Below are 23,608 nucleotides of genomic sequence, written 5' to 3' on the forward strand. Positions count from 1 at the left end.
GGAAAGGCGGCCCCGGCCCCTCGCGCGCACGATGCGAGGGAGGCCCGCCGTCTGGCGGCCCTCCACGGTCTGTGCTCTCGGGAGGACCTGCCATGACCGCCAGTCTGGAGCAGTTGCGCCGCTGCCACTTCGCCGTCGACCTGGGGGCGGCCCGCACCCGCGTCTACGTCAAGGGAGCCGGGCTCGTCGTCGACCAGCCGTCCGCCGCCGCCGTGAACACCCGCACCGGCGCCCTGATCGCGGTCGGCGAGCTCGCCGAGAAGATGACGGGCCGTACGCCGCACTACATCCGGGTGGTACGGCCGGTCACCGGCGGCACCGTCGTCGACATCGAGATGGCCCAGCGCATGCTGCGGCACCTGCTCGGCGACAAGATGCGCCGCAGCCTGCGCCGCAAGCCGATCCTGCGCGCCGCGGCCTGCACCCCGCACGACTCCGACCCGCTGGCCCAGCGCGCCACGATCGAGACACTGGTCGGTCTCGGGGCCCGCCGGGTGGAACTGGTCGACACGCTGCTCGCCGCCGCCGTCGGCTGCGGACTGCCCGTGGAGCAGCCCGAGGCCACGATGATCATGGTGTGCGGGGCGGCGGCCACCCAGGTGGCCGTGCTGTCCCTGGGCGCGATCGTCACCGCCGAGCGCATCCCGGTGGGCGGCGAGGCCGTCGACCACGCGATCGTGCAGCACCTGCGTCACCAGCACGAGCTGATGCTGCCGAGCCAGTCGGTACGGCCGTTGCAGCTCGCCCTGTCCGGCAACGGCCTCACTCCGCACGGCCCGGCCTCGACGGAGATCCACGGCCGGGATGTCGCCACGGGCCTGGCCCGCTCGGTCCTGGTCGACACCGCCGCCGTGCGGGACGCCATCCAGACGCCGCTCACCGCCATCCTCGACGGCATCGGCAAGGTGCTGCGGGACTGCCCGCCCGACCTGGTCGCCGACCTCGCCGACCGGGGGATCATGATGGTCGGCGGCAGCGCCCTGCTGCCGGGCCTGGACGAGATGCTGCGCGAGGCGACCGGCATGCCCGTGCGCATCGCCGAGCGCCCGGACGTGTGCGCCGTACAGGGCCTCGGCGCCATGCTGGAGGGCAAGATCGAACCGTTGGCCCTGGATCCGCTGGGGGCCTGAGCCGCCCCGGGGGCCACGTCCTCAGCGAGCGAACCAGCAGCGCACCGTCGTCCCGCCGTCGCTCCGGTGCACCCGCACCAGGTCGGCGATCAGGTTGACCAGCAGGATCCCGCGTCCGCCGCGCTGGTCGCGAGGGACGGGCCGGCGCCCGGCCAGGATGTCCTCGAGCCGTCCCTCGTCACGCACCTCGCAGACCACGTACCCGTCCTCGGCCCACATCCGCAGCACACCCGAACCACCGCCGTGCACCACGCTGTTCGTGGTGAGCTCGGCCGTGGCGAGGGCCAGGTCGTCCAGCTTGACGCCGGTGAGACCGAGCCGCGCCGCCTCACCGACGGCCTCGTGCCGGGCCGGGGAGAGCGAGTCGGAGTCGAAGGGGAACGTCAGCGCGTCCGGCACGGGCGGCAGCGGCTCGTTGTAGCGGTCGACGACGGCCCAGGGGGCGTACGCCTCGCTGCTCTCCTCCGCCCGGGAGCCGGAGGGGATGACGGTGGGGTGGGTGGCGTACGCGTCGGCGAGGACGTGCTCGGGGAGCTGCTCGACGTCGTACGGACACAGGATGGTCGCCGTACGGCCCCGGAAGGCCGCGTTGATGAGCGCCTCGTGCTGGACGCAGGCGGGGTACTCGGTGGTGGAGCGCCCGGCCCAGATGGGCTCGCCGATGATCCGCACCCGGCGGCCGGACGGCTGGGCGTCGGCGAACGCGCGCAGCACGCCCGGGATGATCCGGCCCGGATTGCGCCCGGCCTCCCGCATGTCCAGGAGCTTCACGGCGCCCGCGGCCTCGCCCAGGGCGTCCCGGATCAGCGCGAGGTTCTTGCCGGGCACCGCGACCGCCACGGGCTCGCCGGCCGCCAGGCCGTCGCGCACGAAGGGCACGGTGACGTCGAGGTACTCCTGCTCGTCCCGGTAGAAGAGCGCGGGGTGGACGAAGGGGTCGAGGGGCCCGAAGGGCTCGGTGACGGCAGTGGTCATGACGTCGACACCTCGATCCCCTCCTGGTCGGGCCAGAGCAGGTCCAGCGTCCGTCGCAGGGCCGGCGGCGGGCGGCGCACGACGAACCTGCGGCCGTCCCGGAGCTTCCCGGCCGCGGCCGCGAGCGCACCGGCGCCCGCGACGTCGACGAACGTCACGTCGGACAGCTCCAGGTAGTACACGTCCTCATCCTCGCGAACGGCCTGCTCCAGTACGCCTTCCCAGATCGCACGGGTGGTCAGGCCGACTTCTCCCGTCGCGCGGACCCCCTGCCGCCCGGCCAGCGGAAACACCGCCAGGCCCGGCACGCGGGGTCCGGCGGCAGGCACCTGGTATCGAGTGTTCAAGCCCCTCTCCCCACGCCGGTGGACCACAGCGCTCGTACCCGCCCGGGAAAATCTCATGCCCCAGAACCGGGTGTAGTACGCCGTAAGGCGGGCAGGCGCACGTCACACCGATGTCCACCGGGGGGGCGACGTGATCGTTGCACAGTCCGGCTGGGACCGATGACGACCGACGAGGACCGACAGGGCGGTGACATGACGTCAGCGGCATCACCACACCTCACAGGAGGGCTGAACACCCTGGTCATCAGTGGCCGCGTCGACGCGGACCGCGCCGAGCTCACCCCGCGCGGTGAGCTCGTTCACGGCTGCGCGGACATCCTGGCCAGAACCCTGGCCGAGCTGCCGGCCACGGTCACCCGGGTCGACCTGGACATGGGGCGCGTGCACTTCATGGACACGGCCGGACTCCAGTTCCTGGACGTCCTGAGCGACTACGGCCGGGGCCGGGCGACGACGGTCACCACCACGAACTGGAACGGCCAGCCACGCCGGATCCTGGAGCTGGCAGGCCTGGACACCACGGACCCGCTGCGCACCGCGCCCCACGATCCCGCCCCCGCCGCCTCCTCAGCGGTCGCCCTGGAACGCGCCGAGCGCCTGCACCTCCTCCAGTCGGAGGTCGAGCAGCTCCGCCAGGCCATCGCCTCCCGCCCGGTCATCGACCAGGCCCGCGGCATCCTCATGGCCACCCACGGCTGCACCTCCGACCAGGCCTGGCACATCCTCCGGGAGACGTCCCAGCTCTCCAACACCAAGCTCCGCGACGTGGCCGCCGCGGTCACGGCCAGCGCGGAATCCAACGGCCCTCCCCCACCCCCCGAACTCCGCACGGCCCTGAACAAGGCCCTGACCCGCCGCCACCACAGCTGACCCGCCGGGCTCGGGCACGCCCCCGGAACGGCGATCCGATTCACCGGACCGTCCACTCGGTGTCGCCCGGGCCCGACTCGGAGCGACGACCCACGTCACCGACCCCGTCCCCTCCAGGCAGCCCGGGCAGGTCTCGGGGCAGCGACCGACCGGACCTCCGAGCCACCCGGCCGCGGCTCGGAGGAGGGTGGCGGGTGACGCCCCCCCGGCCCGGGCGGCCTCGGCAGCGGCCCGTCGCCCCTCGTCGGACAACGCCCCCGCCCCGCTGCCGCAGGCCGGCCAGTGGCACCACAATGCGGCGAACGCTCCGCCGGCGACCCACCACCGCCCACCCCGGCGCGCCCCTCCCCTCTGCCCCGCAGCAACCCACTTGATCAGCGCAATACCTGGACGAATCGCTCTCGTTGTCAGCGATGTGCCTCCCGCGACCCCAGCCCCGGCAGACCGACGCACGACCACCGCTCGGGCGGTGATCGGCGACGACCCGGCACTGCGGGCGGCCTACCGGCTGTGCCGGCTCCGTACCAGGCGGCAGGACCCCGCGGAGTACGCCCTGATCCAGCTGGTGCCCGCCCCGCTGCGCCCGGCGCTCCACGCCCTGTGGGCGGCCGCCAACGCCCTCGACGACCTGGGCGACGACCGCACCGCCCCCGCCGCCGAACGGGCCGTCCGGGTCGAGGAGTGGATCAGCGCCCTGCGCCGTGAACTGCCCACCGGTACCAGCCCGGACCCCGTCCGCCACGCCCTCGTGCACACCGCGGCCCGCTGGCGCCTGGACCTGTCCGAACTGCACGCCGCCATGACTCAGGTGCGGGACGACACCCGGGGCAGGCACTTCACCGACTGGACCGAGTGGCGCGCCTGGGGCCGGGACAACCTGCTCCCCTGGTTCGGCCAGGTCCGCACCCTCTTCGACCGGGCCGGCGTCCCCGTCGCGCTCCGACTGGACACCCGGGAGACCTACGAGGAGTTCCTCGACGGCGTCCGGCTCACGGACATCCTCACCGACCTGTCCGCCGACCTCGCCCAGGGCGACCTCCTCCTGCCCGCCGAGGTCCTCGACCACCACCCCGGATCCGCCGCCGACTTGGCACACCGCCGCTGGAGCCCCGCCGTGTCCGCCCTGGTCACGCATCTGACCGGCCTGGCCCGCCAGTGGGTGACCCAGGAGACCCTCAGCCGTGGCATGCACCCCGGCCCCGCCACCGTCCTGCACACGATGGCGGCCCTGCTGCGCGCCCAGCTCGACGCCATCGACACCGCGGGACCGGCCCTCCTCCAGGCCCCGCCCCGGCCCGCGCCCCTCACCCGCGCCCGGATCCTCGCCCCGGCCCGGGCCCGCGCCACCCTGGCCTGGAGCCTGACCCCCCTGACGGTGCCGCCCCCACACCAGCCCGTCCACGGCGACCACCCCGCCCTCACCCGCCCGGCCCACACCGCGGCCTTCCACTCCCCGCCACCCCACCCCAGTGGCGAGCGCCCACCGGAGATCCCGTCCGCGCACCTGCCCGCCCACGTCGCCGTCATCATGGACGGCAACGGCCGCTGGGCCCAGCAGCGAGGCCTCCCCCGCCACGAGGGTCACCGCGCCGGCGCCACCGCCGTCCGCGAAGTGGTCCACGGCGCCCTGGACATCGGCCTACGACACCTGACCCTCTACACCTTCTCCACCGAGAACTGGCACCGCGACACCGAAGAGGTCGACGCGATCCTCGACCTCCTGCTCCGCGAACTGACCGACGACCCCTTCCGCGACCTCGACGTCCGGCTGGGCTGGCACGGCCGCGCCGGCCGCCTGCCGCCCGACCTGGTCGACCTCCTCCACCTCCGGGAGCGCACCACCCGCACTCGCACGGCCCTGACGCTGACGATGTGCATCGACTACGGCGGCCGGGACGAACTCACCCGAACGGCCGCCGCCCTGGCCCGCCGTACCCGGGCCGGCCGTCTCGATCCGGACCTGATCACCGAGGACGACTTCGCCCGGCACCTGCCCCGCCCGGACCTGCCGGACGTGGACCTGCTCTGGCGCACCGGCGGCGAACACCGCGTCTCCAACTTCCTGCCCTGGCACACGGCCTACGCCGAGCTGCACTTCACCCCCGGCCTCTGGCCCGACACCGACCGCCGCGACCTCTGGCAGGCCGTCACCTCGTACACCCACCGCCAACGCCGCCACGGCACGACTCCGGCCACCACGGCCCCGCCGGAAGAGGGCCGTTCAGAGCGGCAATGAGCCGGGCCGATGACCGATGCCCCCTGGTGCGTCGTGGCACGCGGGGAACACGAACGATCATCCGCTCAGCGCGGCTGGTCGGTGGGCCCCGTCGCCCGGACGGGAGTGGCTGCCAGGCTGGCGAGGAGTCTGAGGCGTTCTTCCGAGGTCGTGCCCGGTTCGGCGGTGTAGAGGCTCAGGTCGTGCACGGCCCGGGGAGACACGGGCAGGTCCAGGGACTGGTAGGTCAGTTCCAGGATTCCGACCTCGGGGTGCTGCAGCCGTTTGGTGCCCTCGTGACGGATACGGACGTCGTGTGCGGCCCACATGGTGCGGAAGTCGGAGCTGGCCGTGGACAGTTCACCGATGAGTTCGCGCAGGGCCCGGTCATGCGGTTCACGCCCGGCCTCGGCACGCAGCAGCGCTACGGTGGCGGCGGCGCCGGAGTCCCAGTCGACGAAGAAGTCCTGTGAGCCCGGGTCGAGGAAGTGGTAGCGGGCGAAGTTGGCACGGCCGCGCGGGTCGGTGGTGGGGCTGGCGAACATCGGCGCGTGCAGGGCCCTGGCCAGCGGGTTGGTGGCGATGACGTCCAGGCGGCCGTTGCGTACGAAGGCAGCGGACATCGCGACGGAGTCCAGCAGCCACTGGATGCGGGGCGGGACCTCGACGTCCCTGCGGCGGGACGGCGTGCGCCGGGCGGGCCGGGCGGCGCGAGCCAGGTCGAACAGGTAGGTGCGTTCGTCGTCGTCCAACTGCAGGGCCTGGGCGACCGCGGCGAGCACGTCCTCGGAGACGCCGCTGATGTGACCCTTCTCCAGGCGGGTGTACCACTCGGTGCTCACCCCTGCGAGCACGGCCACTTCCTCACGCCTGAGCCCCGGGACCCGGCGCCGGGCGCTGGTCGGCAGCCCGGCTCGCTCCGGCGTGATCTTGGCGCGCCGGCTGGCGAGAAAGTCCCGGATCTCCGTGCGGTGGTCACTGGTCTGGTCGGCCATGCGTTCCACGGTAGCCACCGCGTGGTGCTGAGGGAGGTCGAGCTTGTACCCCCATGGACGCGCCCTCCCCGAGACCGTACGGGCGTGGCCGGCCCGCTGCCCGACATCGCGGACAGCTTGCCGTCGTCCAGCGTGGTTCCGGGGCGGTCGGGCTAGTCCCTGGTCTGCGGTGAACAGCACGGGGTACCCCGTGGCCAGTCAGCCGTGAGGGAACGGGAACGGGAACGGGAGTGAAGATGGGCGAAGCCGCTGCAGGAGCGCAGCGAGTACAGGCGGCACCCCAGGACTGGGCGTCCCGGGTGAGGCAGTGGTTCGTCCGGGCGGGTTCGGACGGGCATGAGCGGCACACCCTGGTCCTCATCGGCAAGTGCACCCTCGCGGCCACCGTCGCCTGGGTGATCGCGCGTGATGTGATGGCCGCGCAGTCGCCGGCGTTCGCGCCGTTCTCCGCGGTGCTGATCATGCAGGTCACCGTCTACCAGTCGCTGGTGCAGGCCCTGCGCTACGTCGGCGCGGTCACCGTGGGTGTAGGGCTGCAGGGTGTGCTGGGCCTGCTGACCGGCCCCCACCTGCTCACGTTCGTGATGGTGACCCTGGCGGCTCTGGCCATCGGACGGTGGCGGCCGCTGGGCTCGCAGGGCTCCCAGGTCGCCACCGCGGCGTTCTTCTCCTTCTCCACGTACGTCGCGGCCACCAGCGACTCTCAGCGCTGGTCCCAGCTCGGGCAGATCGTCGTGCTGGTGCTCATCGGCTGCGGCGTCGGCGTCGTGGTGAACACGCTGGTGCTGCCTCCCCTGCGCTACCGCAGCGCCGAGTACGGGATCCACACCCTCGCCCACTCGCTGTGCGCCCTGGTCGGCGACATGTACCCGGCGCTGCGCGAGGGAAAGCTGGAGGAGGAACGCACCCGGCACTGGCGCCGGCGCGCCTCCGACCTCGCACCGATCGTGCGGCAGGCCCAGTCCTCGGTCCACACCGCCTGGGAGAGCACCCTCTACAACCCCCTGCGCCTGCGACGCCGTCATCGCCACCGCACCTCCTTCGACGGCTACCAGGCCGTCGTCGACGCCCTGGAACGCGTCTCCCACCAGCTGGCCTCCATGACCCGCAGCCTCGACCAGTGGCACATCGACGCCGACTCCAGCCCGGGCTATGTCGACTTCGCCCGCTCCTACGGCGACTTCCTGGCCTCCCTCGCCCGGATCGCCGAGTTGCTCAGCCAGGTCGACGAGGACCGTCTCCGCGACCAGGCCGACGAGCTGTGCGAGGCCGCGGCCGAGGCTCAGCGATGCCGCGACCGGCTGGAGGAGGAGGCCCGCGCCTGCTCCCTCCCGCTCAGTGACCCCGCGCAGCCGTACGGCATCCTCATGGCCGAGGCGTCCCGGCTGACGGACGAGTTCCAGCACACCTGCGACGTGCTCAAGCACGGCGTCGACTCAGTGGGTAGATGAGTGGGAGAGGCGGCCACCTCGTGCGCCCCGCCTGATATGGAACAAGCCCTTGATGAACGCGAGTTCCTGCGCCGCTGCCGCACCGTGATCGGTGCCTCGAGAAAAATCGTATGGGCTACGGTGTGGCGCCCGTGTGGCGAACACTGCCACGGTAATCTCAGGGCTCTGACCTTTCCGCTGGTCAGATCGTTCCTGCACCGATGGTGCCTGGTGGGGCGGGTGGGACTCGAACCCACGGCCGACGGATTATGAGTCCGCTGCTCTAACCGGCTGAGCTACCGCCCCATAGCGGCGTGTCGCGTACACGTGTGCGCGCCGTCTGCCGCAGCATAGCCGCTCATACGATCTCCTGCTTCGGCTGGGCGGCTTCGCATGCGCCTTCGTGACCATGAGGACTGCGACGGGCTCCGCGCGGTTCCCAGGAGATCGGAACAGACATGAAAAAGGACCCCTGAGAGGGGTCCTCGTTCACCATGCTCCCCCGACTGGACTCGAACCAGTAACCTGCCGGTTAACAGCCGGCTGCTCTGCCAATTGAGCTACGGAGGACCGAGCTCCTCGGACTGGACTCGAACCAGTAACCTGCCGGTTAACAGCCGGCTGCTCTGCCAATTGAGCTACCGAGGAATGCCTCGTTGCATCGAACGTACCTACCTGGGTATTCGCCAGGGGGCGCTCGCTCGCTGCGACACATACATTAGCGCAAGCAGGGGGGTGCTCCGCCAATCGGTACCCGGCGGGGCGCCGACACCGCACAGGAGACCTACGCAAGGGAAGGGTGGCCGCCATGCGTTACCGGCTCACGTTCGTCGCCGGAGTCGTCCTGGGTTACGTGCTGGGCACGCGGGCCGGACGCGAGCGCTACGAGCAGCTGAAGAAGACGGCCCAGCAGTTCGCTCAGAACCCGGCCGTCCGCAACACCGCCGAGTCGGCGGCCCACCAGGGCCGTGAGTTCGCGGGCAAGGCGTACCACGTGGTGAGCGACAAGGTCGGGGACCGCGTCCCCGAGTCGGTGGCCGACCGGGTCCGCCACCTCAAGGACCGCGCCACCCACAACGGCGGCGAGGACGACTGGGGCACGAGCAACACGTAACAGTTCCTTTTCAGACCTCGAGCACGCACTCGCGCCCCTGAGGGGCGCGGGGAACTGCGCGACCAGCCACGACGCGCCCGCAACCGAGGCCCGGCGACGCGCCCCCACAGCGCCCACGGCCCGACCCGAGCGGAGCGTGCGGCAGAATTTTGGCCATGGGGATAGTCGCCGGGTTGGACAGTTCACCCGATTTCACTCGTATCGTCGTCTGTGACACGGACTCCGGAGCCGTGCTCAGGCAGGGATATGCGCAGCATCCGGTGGAGAGCCCCGAGGGCGGCGGCCGGCCGTCCGACGTCGATCCGCAGGCCTGGCTGCTGTCCCTGGGCGAGGCGGCGGGCGGCGGGCTCCTCGAAGGCGTGCAGGCCATCGGCGTGTCGGCGCAGCAGAACGCCGTCGTACCGCTGGACGCGCAGGGCAACACCGTGCGTCCCGCGATGGTCGGCGGCGACAAGCGGACGCAGGTCGCGGCGGCCGATCTGGTCGACGCGCTCGGCGGGCGCGAGGCGTGGGCGCAGGCGGTGGGCTGTGTGCCGCAGGCCGCGCAGCCGGTGACGAAGCTGCGCTGGCTGGCCCGGACCGAGCCCGAGAACGCGCAGCGCACCGCGATCCTCCTGCAGGCGCACGACTGGCTGGTGTGGCAGCTGCTGGGCCGGCCGGTCAGAAGAACCACCGACCGGGGCGGGGCGTCCGGCACCGGGTACTGGTCGGCGGCTACCGGCGGCTACCGGCCCGATCTCGTGGAGCTGGCGCTCGGGCAGCAGGTGATGCTGCCGGAGGTGATCGGCCCGGCGGACGCGGCGGGCCGGACGCCGGAGGGCCTGCTGATCTCCGTAGGGACCGGCGAGACCATGGCGGCGGCGTTCGGGCTGGGCATCGGCCTCGGGGACGCGGTCGTGTCGCTGGGCGCGTCCGGGTCCGTGATGGCCGTACACCCCGAGGCGCTGGTCGACGGGTCCGGGATGATCACCGCGCTGGCCGACGCGACCGGCATGCATCTGCCGGTCGTCACCACGCTGAACGCCGTACGGACGCTGCGCGGGACCGCCGAGCTGCTCGGGCTGCCCGATCTGGAGAGCCTGTCCGACCTGGCGATGAAGTCGACGCCGGGGTCGCACGGGCTGGTGCTGCTGCCGTATCTGGAGGGTGAGCGGACGCCGAACCTGCCGCACACCGCCGGGACCCTGGCGGGGCTGCGGCGTGAGTCGATGAAGGCGGAGCATCTGGCGCGGGCCGCGTTCGAGGGCATGCTGTGCGGGCTCGCGGACGCGCTGGACGTGCTGCGCGGCCGGGGCGTGGAGGTGCGGCGGGTCTTCCTGCTCGGGTCGGCCGCCGAACTGCCCGCCGTGCAGGCCGCCGCGCCCATGCTGTTCGGGACGCAGGTCGTGGTGCCGCAGCCAGCGGACTACGCCGCGATCGGCGCCGCCCGCCAGGCAGCCTGGGCGCTCGGCGTCTCGCAGGGTGCCCTCGACGCGCGGAACCCGCCGGTCTGGCAGGGCGCGGTCGCGCAGGTGCTGGAGCCCGGGGAGGAACTGGCCGTGGGCCAGGCGGTGCGGCAGCAGTTCGTGGCCGTACGGGAGCAGACGCATCCCGGGGCGCTGCGGTAGCGGCCCGGGAGGCCCTGTTGGGTTAATTCGGTTGAGGTAACGCGGGTGGAGTGTTCGACGATAGGGGCCAGGGGCAACCAACCGGCCCTGTCGCCCACTCCGAGAGAAGCAGCGTGCTCATACGACTTCTGCGGACCTATCTCAGGCCCTACAAGAAACCCATAGTCCTGCTGGTGCTGCTGCAGTTCCTGCAGACCTGCGCCACGCTCTACCTGCCCACGCTGAACGCGGACATCATCGACCAGGGTGTCGTGAACGGCGACACCGGCTACATCGTGGGCTACGGCGGTCTGATGATCGGCATCTCGCTGGTCCAGGTCGTGTGCAACATCGGTGCCGTGTACTACGGCGCCCGTACGGCGTCGGCGGTCGGGCGGGATCTGCGGGCGTCCGTGTTCGACCGGGTGCAGTCGTTCTCCTCGCGTGAGCTGGGTCACTTCGGGGCGCCCTCGCTGATCACCCGTACGACGAACGACGTCCAGCAGGTGCAGATGCTGGCGCTGATGACGTTCACGCTGCTGGTGTCGGCGCCGATCATGTGTGTGGGCGGCATCGTGCTGGCGCTCGGCCTGGACGTCCCGCTGTCCGGGGTGCTGGTGGCGGTCGTCCCGGTGCTGGGCATCTGCGTGACGCTGATCGTGCGGCGGCTGCGGCCGCTGTTCCGGGCGATGCAGGAGCGGCTGGACTCGGTGAACCGGGTGCTGCGCGAGCAGATCACCGGCAACCGGGTGATCCGCGCCTTCGTCCGGGACGAGTACGAGCAGCAGCGCTTCCGGAAGGCCAACACCGATCTCACGGACTTCGCGCTGGGCACCGGCAATCTGCTCGCGCTGATGTTCCCGATCGTCATGACGGTGGTGAACCTGTCGTCGATCGCCGTGGTGTGGTTCGGCGCGCACCGCATCGACAGCGGCGGGATGCAGATCGGTGATCTGACGGCGTTCCTCGCCTATCTGATGCAGATCGTCATGTCCGTGATGATGGCCACCTTCATGTTCATGATGGTGCCGCGCGCGGAGGTGTGCGCCGAGCGGATCCAGGAGGTGCTGGACACCTCGTCGAGCGTCGTGCCGCCGTCGGCGCCGGTGCGGGAGCTGCGCCGGCACGGGCATCTGGAGATCCGGGGGGCCGGCTTCCGCTATCCGGGTGCCGAGGAGCCGGTGCTGCGGTCCGTGGACCTGCTCGCCCGGCCGGGCGAGACGACCGCCGTCATCGGCTCGACCGGCAGCGGCAAGTCCACGCTGCTCGGGCTGGTGCCGCGGCTGTTCGACGCGACCGACGGGCAGGTGCTCGTGGACGGCGTCGAGGTGGCTCAGATCGATCCGGTGCTGCTCGCGCGGACCGTCGGGCTGGTGCCGCAGAAGCCGTACCTCTTCGCGGGCACGGTGGCGACGAATCTGCGCTACGGCAATCCGGACGCCACCGACGAGGAGCTGTGGCACGCGCTGGAGGTGGCCCAGGGCAAGGAGTTCGTCGAGCGTCTGGAGGGCGGGCTCGACGCGCCGATCGCACAGGGCGGGACGAATGTGTCGGGTGGTCAGCGGCAGCGGCTGGCGATCGCCCGGACGCTGGTGCAGCGGCCCGAGATCTATCTCTTCGACGACTCCTTCTCCGCGCTCGACTACGCCACGGACGCCGCCCTGCGGGCCGCGCTGGGGCGGGAGACCGCCGAGGCGACCGTGGTGATCGTCGCCCAGCGGGTGGCGACCATCCGGGACGCCGACCGGATCGTCGTCCTCGACGAGGGCCGGGTCGTCGGCACCGGCCGGCACCACGAGCTGATGGCGGACAACGAGACCTACCGGGAGATCGTGCTCTCCCAGCTCACGGAAGCGGAGGCTGCCTGATGGCCGGGCCGATGGGGCGGATGATGGCCGGGGGCGGCCCCGACCAGCGCTCAATGGACTTCAAGGGGTCGGGCAAACGTCTGGTCGCGCGTTTCCGGCCGGAGCGCGTGACCATCTGTGTGCTGCTGCTGTGCGTGGTGCTGAGCGTCGGTCTCAGCGTCGTCGGGCCGAAGATCCTCGGCAAGGCGACCGACCTGGTCTTCGCGGGCATCGTCGGGCGGGGCATGCCCGAGGGGGCGAGCAAGGAGCAGGTCCTCGACTCCATGCGGCAGCGCGGGGACGGTGACGTCGCCGACATGCTGCGCGGCACCGACTTCACCCCGGGCAAGGGCATCGACTTCACGGCCGTGGGGCACGTGCTGCTGCTCGCGCTGGGCGTGTTCGCGGTGGCCGGGCTGCTGATGGCGGTGGCGACGCGGCTGGTGAACCGGGCCGTGAACCGGACCATGTTCCGGATGCGCGAGGACGTGCAGACGAAGCTGTCGCGGCTGCCGCTGTCCTACTTCGACAAGCGTCAGCGCGGCGAGGTGCTGTCCCGGGCGACCAACGACATCGACAACATCGGGCAGACGCTCCAGCAGTCGATGGGGCAGCTCATCAACTCGGTGCTGACCATCATCGGCGTCCTCGCGATGATGTTCTGGGTCTCCTGGATCCTGGCGCTGGTCGCGCTGGTGACCGTGCCGCTGTCGTTCGTCATCGCGACGCGGGTGGGCAAGCGGTCGCAGCCGCACTTCGTGCAGCAGTGGCGTACGACGGGCAAGCTGAACGCGCACATCGAGGAGATGTACACCGGGCACACCCTGGTGAAGGTGTTCGGGCGGCAGGAGGAGTCGGCCGAGCAGTTCGCCGAGCAGAACGACGCGCTGTACGAGGCCGGGTTCAGGGCGCAGTTCAACAGCGGGATCATGCAGCCGCTGATGATGTTCGTGTCGAACCTCAACTACGTACTGGTCGCGGTCGTCGGCGGGCTGCGGGTCGCCTCGGGCTCGCTGTCCATCGGTGACGTACAGGCCTTCATCCAGTACTCGCGGCAGTTCTCGATGCCGCTGACGCAGGTCGCGTCCATGGCGAACCTGGTGCAGTCGGGGGTCGCCTCGGCGGAGCGGGTCTTCGAGCTGCTGGACGCGGAGGAGCAGAGCGCCGACCCGGTGCCGGGCGTGCGGCCCGAGGAGCTGCGCGGGCTGGTGGCGCTGGAGCGTGTGGCGTTCCGCTACGACCCCGACACGCCGCTGATCGAGGACCTGTCGCTGAAGGTCGAGCCCGGGCAGACGGTGGCCATCGTCGGGCCGACGGGTGCCGGGAAGACGACACTCGTGAATCTGCTGATGCGGTTCTACGACGTCACCGGCGGGCGCATCACCCTCGACGGGGTCGACATCGCGCGGATGTCCCGGGACGAACTGCGGGCCGGCATCGGCATGGTGCTCCAGGACACCTGGCTGTTCGGCGGCACGATCGCGGAGAACATCGCGTACGGGGCGTCCCGGAAGGTGACCCGGGGGGAGATCGAGGAGGCGGCTCGGGCGGCGCACGCGGACCGGTTCATCCGCACGCTGCCGGACGGGTACGACACGGTGATCGACGACGAGGGGACCGGGGTCAGCGCGGGCGAGAAGCAGCTCATCACCATCGCCCGGGCGTTCCTGTCCGATCCGGTGATCCTGGTGCTGGACGAGGCGACGTCGTCGGTCGACACCCGGACCGAGGTGCTGATCCAGAAGGCCATGGCGAAGCTGGCGCACGGGCGTACGTCCTTCGTCATCGCGCACCGGCTGTCGACGATCCGGGACGCGGACGCGATTCTCGTGATGGAGAACGGGGCGATCGTGGAGCAGGGGACGCACGGGGAGCTGCTGGCCTCGGACGGGGCCTACGCGCGGTTGTACAAGGCGCAGTTCGCGCAGGCGGTGGCGGAAGTGGACTGAGGCTGCGGGTCCGTTGTGGCTGGTCGCGCCCACGCGGCGGAGCCGCATATCGATACAGCCCCGCGCCCCTTCAGGGCACGGGCGAACTGCGCCTCTCAGTCCAGATAGCCCCTCAGCTGGTCCGCGAAGGCGTGGTCCCTCAGCTTGTTGAGGGTCTTGGACTCGATCTGCCGTATCCGCTCCCGCGTCACGCCGAAGATGCGGCCTATCTCCTCCAGCGTGCGGGGGCGGCCGTCGGCGAGGCCGTAGCGGAGCTGGACGACCTTGCGTTCGCGCTCCCCCAGGGTCGACAGGACCGCTTCCAGGTGCTCCCTGAGGAGGAGGAACGCCGCCGACTCCACGGGGCTGGTGGCGTCGCCGTCCTCTATGAGGTCGCCGAGGGCGACGTCGTCCTCCTCGCCCACGGGCGCGTGCAACGACACCGGCTCCTGGGCGAGGCGCAGCACCTCGCTGACCCGCTCCGGCGCCAGGTCCAGGTGCGCGGCGACCTCCTCGGGCGTCGGCTCGTACCCCCGTTCCTGGAGCATCCGCCGCTGCACCCGCACGACCCGGTTGATCAGCTCCACGACGTGGACGGGGACCCGGATGGTGCGGGCCTGATCGGCCAGGGCGCGGGACATGGCCTGGCGGATCCACCAGGTGGCGTAGGTGGAGAACTTGTAGCCGCGGGCGTAGTCGAACTTCTCGACGGCCCGGATGAGGCCGAGGTTGCCCTCCTGTACGAGGTCGAGCATGGTCAGCCCGCGGCCGACGTACCTCTTCGCCACGGACACGACGAGGCGCAGGTTCGCCTCGATGAGCCGGCGTTTGGCCATCCTGCCCATGACGACGAGCCGGTCGAGGTCCAGCGCCAACTGGCTGTCCAGGTCGGGCGTGCTGCTCAGCTTCTCCTCGGCGAACAGGCCGGCCTCGACGCGTCGGGCGAGTTCGACCTCCTCGGCCGCGGTCAGCAGGGGGATGCGGCCGATCTCCCGCAGGTACTGGCGGAAGAGGTCCGAGGAGGGACTGCCGCTCTCGGTGCGGACAGGCGGCCTCACGACGGTTTCAGCGGCCTCGGCCGTCTCGAGGGCCTCGGCGGGCGGCTCCTCCGGCTCCGGTTCCGTCTCGGGGTGGTGCACGACGAGGCTCTGCGCCGGAACCGCGGGCAGGGCATCGGCCTCCGCGTCCGGCGCGCCATCGGCGTCGGTCTGGGTGAGGGTCTGGGTCTGCACGGGGGCGACCTCCAGGATGATCGCTGCCAAGGTGTGCGGCAGCGGTACTTCGGGGGCGGAGTCGACGGCCTCGCCGCTTTCCGTCCCGTACGCGATGAGCGGAACCGCGGGGGTCTGGGACCCGTCGGTGACGGATCGGCCGCGCTCCGAGGACTCAGGCACCGCAACCCAGTGTGGGGGAAGACACATCGTCGCCACGAGGGGCGTGCGATGACTTTTTGCGTTCGGGACGTGACCGCGCGGTGACGTCAGAGCGCGGCGGCGCCGTGTACGCGCAGGGTCTGGTCGTACTGCTGGAGGACCCAGAGTTCGTTCTGCACCGCGGCCAGCTGGGCCGGGTCGCCCTGGGTGCCGAGGCGGGTGAGCTGGCTGGTGATGTCCCGGATGCGGCGTTCCACGGCGCGGCGGCGGACGGTGACCAGTTGGGCGCCGGCGTACACCTCGTCGACGCCCTTCACGCCCTTGTGCAGCATGATCGCCTCGACGGCCAGTTCGGTGACCATCGCGCGGACCGCGTCGTCGGGGGCGGCCTCGCGGACCTTGACCAGGTAGTCCTGGGGGTCCGCGACGCCCAGTTCGGCGCCGCCCGCGTCCAGGATGGCCATGCGGACGGCGGTGTAGGGCGGGGCGGTGAACTCGTCGGCTCCGTAGGCGTCGAAGGCCGGGGAGACGAGCTCCGGGCGCTGGAGGGCCAGCTTGAGGAGTTCGCGTTCGGTGGCGAAGACGGGGTTGCGGAGGTTGAGGGCCGGGCCGCGGGGGGCGGCGGACGGCTGGACGCCGGCGTACTGCTGGGACGCCTGCTGGTGCCGGTCCGGGGCGGGGCCCTTGCCGCCGCGGTCACGGGCCCAGCGGGCCAGCTGGGCCACGCGCTTGACCACGAACTGGGTGTCGAGGATGCCGAGCATGCCGGCGAGCTGGACGGCGACCTCGTGCTGGGCACCGCTGTTCTTGATGCGGGCGACGATGGGGGCCGCCTCGTCCAGGGCGGCGGCGCGGCCCGCCGGGGTGTCGAGGTCGTAGCGGGCGACGATCTGGCGGAGGGCGAACTCGAAGAGCGGGGTGCGGGGTTCGACCAGGTCGGCCACGGCCTCGTCGCCCTTGGCCAGGCGCAGGTCGCAGGGGTCCATGCCGTCCGGGGCGATGGCGATGTACGTCTCGGCTGCGAACTTCTGGTCGTCCTCGAAGGCGCGCAGGGCCGCCTTCTGGCCGGCGGCGTCGCCGTCGAAGGTGAAGATGACGCGGGCCGAGCCGTTGTCCATGAGGAGACGGCGGAGGATCTTGATGTGGTCGCCGCCGAAAGCCGTGCCGCAGGTGGCGATGGCGGTGGTGACGCCGGCCAGGTGGCAGGCCATGACGTCGGTGTAGCCCTCGACCACGACCGCGCGGCTGGACTTCGCGATGTCCTTCTTCGCCAGGTCGATGCCGTAGAGGACGTGGGACTTCTTGTAGATCGCCGTGTCGGGCGTGTTGAGGTACTTGGGGCCGTTGTCCGCCTCGTAGAGCTTGCGGGCGCCGAAGCCGACGACGTCGCCGCCGATGTCGCGGATGGGCCACATCAGGCGGCCGCGGAAGCGGTCGATGGGGCCGCGGCGGCCCTCCTGGGAGAGCCCGGAGAGGAGGAGCTCCTTGTCGGTGAAGCCCTTGCCGCGCAGGAAGCGTGTGAGGTGGTCCCAGCCCTGGGGGCTGTAGCCGACGGAGAAGTGCTGGGCGGCGGCCTGGTCGAAGCCGCGCTCGGCGAGGAACTGGCGGCCGGTGTCGGCCTCCGGGCTGGTGGCCAGCTGTTCCTCGTACCAGTCGGCGGCGATCTTGTGGGCCTCGACCAGCCGGATCCGTTCGCCGCGCTGGTGGGAGGGGTTGTACCCGCCCTCCTCGTAGCGCAGGGTGATGCCCGCCTGGCCGGCCAGGCGCTCGACCGACTCCGAGAAGGAGAGGTGGTCGATCTTCATCACGAACGTGATGGTGTCGCCGCCCTCCTGGCAGCCGAAGCAGTGGAACAGGCCCTTACTGGGGCTGACCTGGAAGGACGGTGACTTCTCGTCGTGGAACGGGCAGAGGCCCTTCAGGTTCCCGCCGCCCGCGTTGCGCAGCTGGAGGTACTCGGACACCACGGCGTCGATCGGGACCGCGTCCCGTACCGCCTTCACGTCCTCGTCGTTGATCCGTCCTGCCACGCGTGAATTCTACGGGGGCCGGAGCGGGCCTACGGCGCCAGGTTTTCCAGCGGCACGTGCGGGTCCGCCAGGGACTCCGTGTTCACCTGGGCCTTGGTGCGGATCAGGTGCTGGATCTTGTCTGTGACGTCCCACACGTTGACGTTCATCCCGGCCAGGACGCGGCCCTCCTTCACCCAGAAGGCGATGAACTCGCGCTTGCCCGCGTCCCCGCGGATCACCACCTGGTCGTAGGTGCCCGGGGGCGCCCAGCCGGAGTACTCCATGCCCAGGTCGTACTGGTCGGAGAAGAAGTAGGGCACGCGGTCGTACGTCACGTCGCGGTCGAGCATGCAGCGGGCTGCCGCCGGTCCGCCGTGCAGCGCGTTGGCCCAGTGCTCCACCCGCAGGCTGGTCTCGAAGAGGGCGTGGTGGAAGGAGGCCACGTCGCCGGCCGCGTAGATGTCCGGGTCGGAGGTGCGCAGCCGCTCGTCGACGACGATGCCGCCGCCGTGGGCACGGTCGGCGATCTCCAGGCCTGCCGCCTCCGCGAGGTGGGTGCGGGGGGCCGCGCCGATCGCGGCCAGGACGTCGTGCGCCGGGTGCTCCTCACCGTCGTCGGTGCGGGCCGCGAGGACCATGCCGTCCTGGCCGACGATCTCGGTGAGCCGGCCGCCGAAGTGGAAGCGGACGCCGCGCTCGCGGTGCAGCTCGGCGAAGAGCCCGCCGAGCTCCGGGCCGAGAACGCCGTGCAGCGGGGTCGGCTCGGGCTCGATGACCGTGACCTCCGCGCCGTACTCGCGGGCCGCCGCCGCGACCTCCAGGCCGATCCAGCCCGCGCCCGCGATCACGAGGTGGCCGTTGTCGCGGCCGAGGCTGGTCAGGACGTGTTTGAGCCGTTCGGCGTGGGCGAGGCGGCGCAGGTGGTGCACGCCCGCCAGGTCCGTGCCCGGGATGTCGAGGCGGCGGGGCTCGGCGCCGGTCGCCAGGAGCAGCTTGTCGTAGCGGACGACGGTGCCGTCCTCGCCGAAGCGGACCGTCTTCGCGGTGCGGTCGATCGCGTCGACGGTCTGGCCCAGGTGCAGCTCGATGTCGTTCGCCGCGTACCAGGCGGGCTCGTGCACGAAGACGCTGTCGCGTTCCTCCTTGCCGAGGAGGTAGCCCTTGGACAGGGGCGGGCGCTCGTAGGGGTGGTCACGTTCGTCGCAGATCAGTATCACGCGGCCGGTGAAGCCCTCCGTGCGGAGCGTCTCGGCTGCCTTGGCGCCTGCCAGGCCGCCTCCGACGATGACGAATGTCTGATCCGCGTCGACCACTTGATGCCTCCTCATAACGATGTCGCCACTTGCGAGCGTCCCGCACGGAGCGTGATGCGGGAAGAGGGAGTGACCCGATCAGGCCACGGAGGGTCACATTCGGGGGTGCTCATGTCCCGGCCGTCGCGTCAGTCTCATGCCTTCCCCGTCAGACGGGCGTGAAGCGAACGGGCCGACGTGTCGGTGAGGGAGGCGATCTGGTCGACGATCACCCGCTTGCGGGCACGGTCGTCCGGCGCGCGGTCGAAAAGGGCGCGGAACTGCGGGTCCAGGCCGTCCGGGGCGCGGGCGGTGAGCGCCTCGGCCAGTTCGGCCACCACGATCCGCTGGTCGGCGCGCAGGCGTTCCTGCTCGGCGCGCTGCATGACGTAGAGGTCGGCGACGGCCTTGAGGACGGCGCACTCCATCCGGGCCTGGCGCGGCACGACCAGCTCGGCGGCGTACCGGGTGAGCCGCCCGCCCCCGTAAGCGGCTCGGGTCGCGGCCTCGGCGGCCAGGCAGAAGCGGCCGATGAGCTGGCTGGTGGCGTCCTTCAGCCGGGCCTGCGCCACGGCGGTGCCGTCGTAGCCGTGCGGCCACCACTCCTGGGCGAGGAGCTGGTCGAGGGCCTCGGCGAGTTCGGCGGGGTCCGTGTCGGACGGTACGTAGCGGCCCCGGGCGACCTCGAAGACGTCCCTGCGTTCGGGGTCGGCGTGCAGGCAGTTCGGGTCGATGTGGGCGGCGTGCAGGCCGTCCTCCACGTCGTGCACCGAGTAGGCCACGTCGTCGGACCAGTCCATGACCTGCGCCTCGAAGCAGGTGCGGGTGCCGGGTGCGTCCTTGCGGAGCCAGTCGAAGACGGGGCGGTCGTCCTCGTAGACACCGAACTTCGGGGAGTCCGGGTCGGTGGGGTGGGCGCCTCGGGGCCAGGGGTACTTGGTGGCGGCGTCCAGGGTGGCGCGGGTGAGGTTGAGGCCGACGGAGCCGTCCGGGGTGAACCGTTTGGGCTCGATGCGGGTGAGGAGTCTGAGGGACTGGGCGTTGCCCTCGAAGCCGCCGCAGTCGGACGCGAACTCGTTGAGGGCCTGTTCACCGTTGTGACCGAAGGGCGGGTGGCCGAGGTCGTGGGAGAGGCAGGCGGCTTCGACCAGGTCGGGGTCGCAGCCGAGGGCGGCGCCGAGCTCGCGGCCGACCTGGGCGCATTCCAGGGAGTGGGTGAGGCGGGTGCGGGGGCTGGCGTCCCAGGCGGGGCCCATGGTGCCGGGCGTCACCACTTGGGTCTTGCCGGCGAGGCGTCGCAGGGCGGCGGAGTGCAGGACTCGGGCGCGGTCGCGTTGGAAGGCGGTGCGGCCTGGGCGTTTGTCTGGTTCCTGGGCCCAGCGGTCGACTGACGTCGGGTCGTAGGCGGTGGTGGTTTGTGCGGTGCCGTCCATGGCTCGACAGTAGGCGCCTGTGCGTGTGCCGGGTTCTCTTTTCGGGCGGGTGCGGGTCGTTTCGGGCTGGTCTCGCCCACGCGGCAGAGCCGCATGTCGATTCAGCCCCGCGCCCCTGGGGCACGGCCCCGCACCCGGTTTCAGGCGGACGCCAGTTCCGGAAGGGTATGCCTTGCCAGTGCCTCCTCGTAGCGGTGCAGGACGAGGTCGGCCATCGACGGGTGAGTGCCCAGGGGGGCCGCCGCTATCCAGGGGGCCTGCTGGGCGCACTCCGTGGCGAAGCGGCCCGGGGCCGTGAAGTAGGACGCGAGGGCGATCTGGTGGCGGCCTCTCGCGAGGAGGGTGCGGACGGCCGTTTCGACCGTCGGGGTCGCGGCCGAGGCGTAGGCGGGGAGGACGGGGACGCCCAGGCGGGCCGCCAGGAGTGCGGCCGTGCGGGCGGTGTCCCGCTTCGCGTCCGGGTCGCGGGAGCCCGCCGCCGCGAGGACGACCGCGCTGGTGCCGCGGGGTGTCCGGCCCCAGCCGGCCTCCGTCAGGCGGGCCTGGAGGGCGTCCACCAGGAGGGGGTGGGGGCCCAGGGGGGCCGCCAGATGGGTGCGGGCCCGGGAGGCTTCGGCCATCTCGGGGATGTCCTGCTTGACGTGGTAGCCGCGGCTGAGGAGGAGGGGGACCAGGACCGCCTCCGTGTCCCCCAGGGCGGCGAGCGTGTCGGGGAGCAGCGGGGCGTTCAGTTCGATGTGTCCGAGGTGCACCGGTACGTCGGGGCGCAGGGCGCGGACCCGGTCGAGGAGCGCGCGGACGGTGCTCAGCGCGCGGGGGTCGCGACTGCCGTGGGCCACGACCACGAGGGCGGGCGGGGCCGGGCGGCGCGTGGCGGTCGGCGGGACGAGGCTGAGCTGGCTGGGCATGTACCGATGGTCGCCGCGCCACGTTGCCTTCCCGTTGCGTGGGGGTCACGGGTGTTTTCCGGCTGTTCACCATGTGGGACACGGCGGGTGTGAGCGCCCTTGACCAGGTGACTTCAGGTCTGGCGTGAAGCTGGTCACCCGTCTCGCGGTGAACCGGACGGGCCGATCGGACGTCCTCGGATGTCGAGAGCGACCTGGGGAGGGACCGTCCGATGCGTCATCCGAAGTTCCGCAGACCGCGGCTGCCGCGCACCCGAAGGGGCAGCGGCGGCTGGTGCAGGCCGTGATGGCGGGGTGTGTGCTCGGGCTGCTTCCGGCGACCTGGATGTACGCGGTGGCGGGTGACCGGCTGCGTACTGCGGCGGACGTGCCGCGTACCGATGTGGCCGTGGTGTTCGGGGCCGGGCTGTGGGAGGGGGAGCCCTCGCCGTATCTCGCGCACCGGCTGGACGCGGCGGCGGAGCTGTACCGGAAGGGGCGGGTGAAGGTGGTGCTCGTCACCGGGGACAACAGCCGTGAGGACTACGACGAGCCGGACGCGATGCGCGGGTATCTGACCCGGCACGGGGTGCCCGGCGGGCGGATCGTCAGCGACTACGCGGGGTTCGACACGTGGGACTCCTGCGTACGCGCGAAGAAGATCTTCGGTGTGGACGAGGCCGTGCTGATCAGCCAGGGCTTCCACATCCGGCGGGCGGTGGCGCTCTGCCGGGCGGCGGGGGTCGAGTCGTACGGGGTCGGGGTGGACGCGGTGCACGACGCGACCTGGTACTACGGCGGCGCACGGGAGATCTTCGCCGCCGGGAAGGCGGCGCTGGACGCGGCGTTCCGGCCGGATCCCCGGTTCCTCGGGCCTCAAGAGCCGGGCGTGGAGCGGGCGTTGGCCACGGCCGAATGGCCTGTCGGATGAATCAGGACGTTCTGCTGAAGCGTGTTTTGATGCGCACATTTCACCCCAGGGCGTGAAAAGCATCCACGAAACTCTCCGTGTTCGCGTCATCACACTTAGGGGTCCTAACAAAGGCGTTGGACATGCCGGTGGGTGATGAGGCAGGTGGCGAGTCCGAGGAAGGCTTCGTGGATGTCGTCGCGTCGCTCCCAGCGGATCCGCAGTCGGCGGAAGCCGTGCAGCCAGGCGATCGTGCGCTCGACCACGTAGCGGAAGACGCCCAGGCCCGAGCCGTGTTCGACGCCTCGTTCGGCGATGACCGGGCGGATCCCGCGAAGCCGAAGGAGGCGGCGGTACTTGTCGTGGTCGTAGCCGCGGTCGGCGAGGAGTGCGTCTGGCCGGTGTCTGGGGCGGCCGACAAGGCCGGCCACTGCCGGAACCTTGTCCAGCAGGGGCAGCAGCTGGGTGACGTCGTTGCGGTTTCCGCCGGTCAGCGACACCGCGAGCGGGATGCCCTGGCCGTCGGTGAGGACATGGTGCTTGCTGCCCGGCCGTGCGCGGTCGACCGGGCTGGGTCCGCTTTTGGGCCGCGCCGAGCGGCCCGCACGTGGGAGGAGTCGATCACCGCCCGCGACCAGTCCAGCTTCTTCGCGGCCCGCAGCCTTTGCAGCAGCACCAGGTGCAGTTCGTCCCACACGCCGGCCTCGTTCCAGGCGGCCAGGCGCCGCCAGCACGTCATGCCGGATCCGAAGCCCAGCTCCTGGGGCAGGTACTCCCACTGGATGCCGGTGTGCAGCACGAACAGAATCCCGCACAGGGCCTGCCGGTCGGGGACCCGCGGCCTGCCCTCCACCAGCTTGGGACCCGGCTCGGGCAGCAACGGCTCAATGAGCGACCACAGTTCATCCGACACGATCCATGGCCGCGACTGTCGTTTCCCCACGAACAGCCCAACGACCACCCAAGCCGAAAGTCACATGATCAACAACTTCTGTTAGGACCTCTTAGTGTCTTCGGCGTGCGGCGGCGGATCGGGCCGCCGTCGCGAACGGGGGGAAAGGACACCTGATGACTCGACTTCGCACCGCGCTGGTGATGGCCGCCGCGGGCGCGCTGCTGGCCGTGCCGGCCGCCATGGGGACCGCTTCGGCGGCGCCCGTGGCCGCAGCGGCGGTCAAGGCCCCGGAGCCGGGCTGCGCGAAGCTCGGCGCCTCCGGCCAGTGGTGAGCCGACATCCACAACGTGTGCGGGCACACCATCTCCG

General features: G+C 71.5%; 17 protein-coding genes, 3 tRNA genes and 2 pseudogenes. 10 read left to right on the top strand and 12 right to left on the bottom strand.

Annotated features, from left to right (window positions below):
* The first annotated feature begins 92 nt into the window (after nt 1-92).
* On the top strand, nt 93-1,130 hold the full coding sequence (locus ACQEV8_RS13625) for a rod shape-determining protein (protein WP_432959898.1): 1,038 nt from the start codon (nt 93-95) through the stop codon (nt 1,128-1,130).
* A gap of 21 nt (nt 1,131-1,151) precedes the next feature.
* Here ACQEV8_RS13625 and ACQEV8_RS13630 read toward each other — a convergent pair whose 3' ends face one another.
* A complete protein-coding gene (locus ACQEV8_RS13630) occupies nt 1,152-2,105 on the bottom strand; it encodes an anti-sigma factor RsbA family regulatory protein (RefSeq protein ID WP_432959900.1) in 954 nt (317 codons plus the stop codon).
* Nucleotides 2,102-2,452: an STAS domain-containing protein gene (locus ACQEV8_RS13635; RefSeq protein WP_432959902.1), complete on the bottom strand. Its 351-nt coding sequence runs from the start codon at nt 2,450-2,452 to the stop codon at nt 2,102-2,104. Before ACQEV8_RS13635 ends, ACQEV8_RS13630 begins: the two co-directional genes overlap by 4 nt.
* A 192-nt stretch (nt 2,453-2,644) precedes the next feature.
* On the opposite strand from ACQEV8_RS13635, the gene ACQEV8_RS13640 reads away from it, so the two are divergent.
* Nucleotides 2,645-3,322: an ANTAR domain-containing protein gene (locus tag ACQEV8_RS13640; RefSeq protein ID WP_432972678.1), complete on the top strand. Its 678-nt coding sequence runs from the start codon at nt 2,645-2,647 to the stop codon at nt 3,320-3,322.
* A gap of 469 nt (nt 3,323-3,791) precedes the next feature.
* Nucleotides 3,792-5,558: a polyprenyl diphosphate synthase gene (gene uppS / locus ACQEV8_RS13645; protein ID WP_432959904.1), complete on the top strand. Its 1,767-nt coding sequence runs from the start codon at nt 3,792-3,794 to the stop codon at nt 5,556-5,558.
* A gap of 65 nt (nt 5,559-5,623) precedes the next feature.
* Here the strand turns inward: uppS and ACQEV8_RS13650 are convergent, their stop codons facing one another.
* Nucleotides 5,624-6,532, bottom strand: coding sequence for a helix-turn-helix transcriptional regulator (locus ACQEV8_RS13650; protein WP_432959906.1), 909 nt, complete (start codon nt 6,530-6,532; stop codon nt 5,624-5,626).
* Nucleotides 6,533-6,768: 236 nt separating this feature from the next.
* Here ACQEV8_RS13650 and ACQEV8_RS13655 point away from each other — a divergent pair, with 236 nt between their 5' ends.
* Entirely contained in the window at nt 6,769-7,983 is a 1,215-nt protein-coding gene (locus tag ACQEV8_RS13655) for an FUSC family protein (RefSeq protein WP_432959908.1), read from the top strand.
* A gap of 208 nt (nt 7,984-8,191) precedes the next feature.
* On the opposite strand, the gene ACQEV8_RS13660 is transcribed toward ACQEV8_RS13655, so the two are convergent.
* The 3 genes from ACQEV8_RS13660 to ACQEV8_RS13670 all read right to left on the bottom strand — a co-directional run bounded on the left by ACQEV8_RS13660 (nt 8,192) and on the right by ACQEV8_RS13670 (nt 8,610).
* A tRNA-Ile gene (locus ACQEV8_RS13660) sits at nt 8,192-8,268 on the bottom strand.
* Between the two features lie 191 nt (nt 8,269-8,459).
* Nucleotides 8,460-8,532 (bottom strand) — tRNA-Asn (locus ACQEV8_RS13665).
* A 5-nt stretch (nt 8,533-8,537) separates the two neighbouring features.
* Nucleotides 8,538-8,610, bottom strand: a tRNA-Asn gene (locus ACQEV8_RS13670).
* Nucleotides 8,611-8,770: 160 nt separating this feature from the next.
* Between ACQEV8_RS13670 and ACQEV8_RS13675 the strand changes: the two genes are divergently transcribed.
* From ACQEV8_RS13675 to ACQEV8_RS13690, 4 genes are all read left to right on the top strand, one after another.
* The gene (locus ACQEV8_RS13675) at nt 8,771-9,076 is read left to right on the top strand and encodes a YtxH domain-containing protein (RefSeq protein WP_432959910.1); all 306 of its coding nucleotides are present in this window, start codon (nt 8,771-8,773) and stop codon (nt 9,074-9,076) included.
* A 155-nt stretch (nt 9,077-9,231) separates the two neighbouring features.
* Nucleotides 9,232-10,683, top strand: coding sequence for a xylulokinase (locus ACQEV8_RS13680; RefSeq protein WP_432959912.1), 1,452 nt, complete (start codon nt 9,232-9,234; stop codon nt 10,681-10,683).
* 113 nt (nt 10,684-10,796) lie between these two features.
* Entirely contained in the window at nt 10,797-12,530 is a 1,734-nt protein-coding gene (locus tag ACQEV8_RS13685; protein ID WP_432959914.1) for an ABC transporter ATP-binding protein, read from the top strand.
* Nucleotides 12,530-14,458 (top strand): ABC transporter ATP-binding protein, encoded by a 1,929-nt coding sequence (locus ACQEV8_RS13690; RefSeq protein ID WP_432959916.1) that lies wholly within the window; start codon nt 12,530-12,532, stop codon nt 14,456-14,458. The genes ACQEV8_RS13685 and ACQEV8_RS13690 overlap by 1 nt, the downstream gene beginning before the upstream one ends.
* Nucleotides 14,459-14,553: 95 nt before the next feature.
* On the opposite strand, the gene ACQEV8_RS13695 is transcribed toward ACQEV8_RS13690, so the two are convergent.
* The 5 genes from ACQEV8_RS13695 to ACQEV8_RS13715 form a co-directional block, all read right to left on the bottom strand.
* Nucleotides 14,554-15,831, bottom strand: coding sequence for an RNA polymerase sigma factor (locus ACQEV8_RS13695; RefSeq protein WP_432959918.1), 1,278 nt, complete (start codon nt 15,829-15,831; stop codon nt 14,554-14,556).
* A gap of 86 nt (nt 15,832-15,917) precedes the next feature.
* Complete coding sequence (gene dnaG / locus ACQEV8_RS13700) at nt 15,918-17,840, bottom strand: DNA primase (protein ID WP_432959920.1); 1,923 nt, start codon at nt 17,838-17,840, stop codon at nt 15,918-15,920.
* A gap of 29 nt (nt 17,841-17,869) precedes the next feature.
* On the bottom strand, nt 17,870-19,135 hold the full coding sequence (locus ACQEV8_RS13705; RefSeq protein ID WP_432959922.1) for an NAD(P)/FAD-dependent oxidoreductase: 1,266 nt from the start codon (nt 19,133-19,135) through the stop codon (nt 17,870-17,872).
* 134 nt (nt 19,136-19,269) lie between these two features.
* Nucleotides 19,270-20,547, bottom strand: coding sequence for a deoxyguanosinetriphosphate triphosphohydrolase (locus tag ACQEV8_RS13710; protein WP_432959924.1), 1,278 nt, complete (start codon nt 20,545-20,547; stop codon nt 19,270-19,272).
* Nucleotides 20,548-20,687: 140 nt separating this feature from the next.
* The gene (locus tag ACQEV8_RS13715) at nt 20,688-21,455 is read right to left on the bottom strand and encodes a sirohydrochlorin chelatase (protein WP_432959926.1); all 768 of its coding nucleotides are present in this window, start codon (nt 21,453-21,455) and stop codon (nt 20,688-20,690) included.
* A 212-nt stretch (nt 21,456-21,667) separates the two neighbouring features.
* Here ACQEV8_RS13715 and ACQEV8_RS13720 point away from each other — a divergent pair.
* A pseudogene (locus ACQEV8_RS13720) lies at nt 21,668-22,365 on the top strand (SanA/YdcF family protein).
* A gap of 104 nt (nt 22,366-22,469) precedes the next feature.
* Here ACQEV8_RS13720 and ACQEV8_RS13725 read toward each other — a convergent pair.
* Nucleotides 22,470-23,305: pseudogene (locus ACQEV8_RS13725) on the bottom strand (IS5 family transposase).
* Between the two features lie 107 nt (nt 23,306-23,412).
* On the opposite strand from ACQEV8_RS13725, the gene ACQEV8_RS13730 reads away from it, so the two are divergent.
* Nucleotides 23,413-23,571, top strand: coding sequence for a hypothetical protein (locus ACQEV8_RS13730; protein ID WP_432959928.1), 159 nt, complete (start codon nt 23,413-23,415; stop codon nt 23,569-23,571).
* Nucleotides 23,572-23,608: the final 37 nt, after the last annotated feature.

This window comes from Streptomyces sp. CA-179760 (genome assembly GCF_050937045.1).
In the GTDB taxonomy this organism is placed as follows: Bacteria; Actinomycetota; Actinomycetes; order Streptomycetales; family Streptomycetaceae; genus Streptomyces.

Excerpts from the sequence above, each read along its gene's own strand:
- ACQEV8_RS13625 (WP_432959898.1), top strand. The coding sequence starts at position 93 with ATGACCGCCAGTCTGGAGCAGTTGCGCCGCTGCCACTTCGCCGTCGAC.
- ACQEV8_RS13630 (WP_432959900.1), bottom strand. The coding sequence starts at position 2,105 with ATGACCACTGCCGTCACCGAGCCCTTCGGGCCCCTCGACCCCTTCGTC.
- ACQEV8_RS13640 (WP_432972678.1), top strand. The coding sequence starts at position 2,645 with ATGACGTCAGCGGCATCACCACACCTCACAGGAGGGCTGAACACCCTG.
- ACQEV8_RS13650 (WP_432959906.1), bottom strand. The coding sequence starts at position 6,532 with ATGGCCGACCAGACCAGTGACCACCGCACGGAGATCCGGGACTTTCTC.
- ACQEV8_RS13655 (WP_432959908.1), top strand. The coding sequence starts at position 6,769 with ATGGGCGAAGCCGCTGCAGGAGCGCAGCGAGTACAGGCGGCACCCCAG.
- ACQEV8_RS13675 (WP_432959910.1), top strand. The coding sequence starts at position 8,771 with ATGCGTTACCGGCTCACGTTCGTCGCCGGAGTCGTCCTGGGTTACGTG.
- ACQEV8_RS13680 (WP_432959912.1), top strand. The coding sequence starts at position 9,232 with ATGGGGATAGTCGCCGGGTTGGACAGTTCACCCGATTTCACTCGTATC.
- ACQEV8_RS13690 (WP_432959916.1), top strand. The coding sequence starts at position 12,530 with ATGGCCGGGCCGATGGGGCGGATGATGGCCGGGGGCGGCCCCGACCAG.
- ACQEV8_RS13710 (WP_432959924.1), bottom strand. The coding sequence starts at position 20,547 with ATGGACGGCACCGCACAAACCACCACCGCCTACGACCCGACGTCAGTC.
- ACQEV8_RS13715 (WP_432959926.1), bottom strand. The coding sequence starts at position 21,455 with ATGCCCAGCCAGCTCAGCCTCGTCCCGCCGACCGCCACGCGCCGCCCG.
- ACQEV8_RS13730 (WP_432959928.1), top strand. The coding sequence starts at position 23,413 with ATGACTCGACTTCGCACCGCGCTGGTGATGGCCGCCGCGGGCGCGCTG.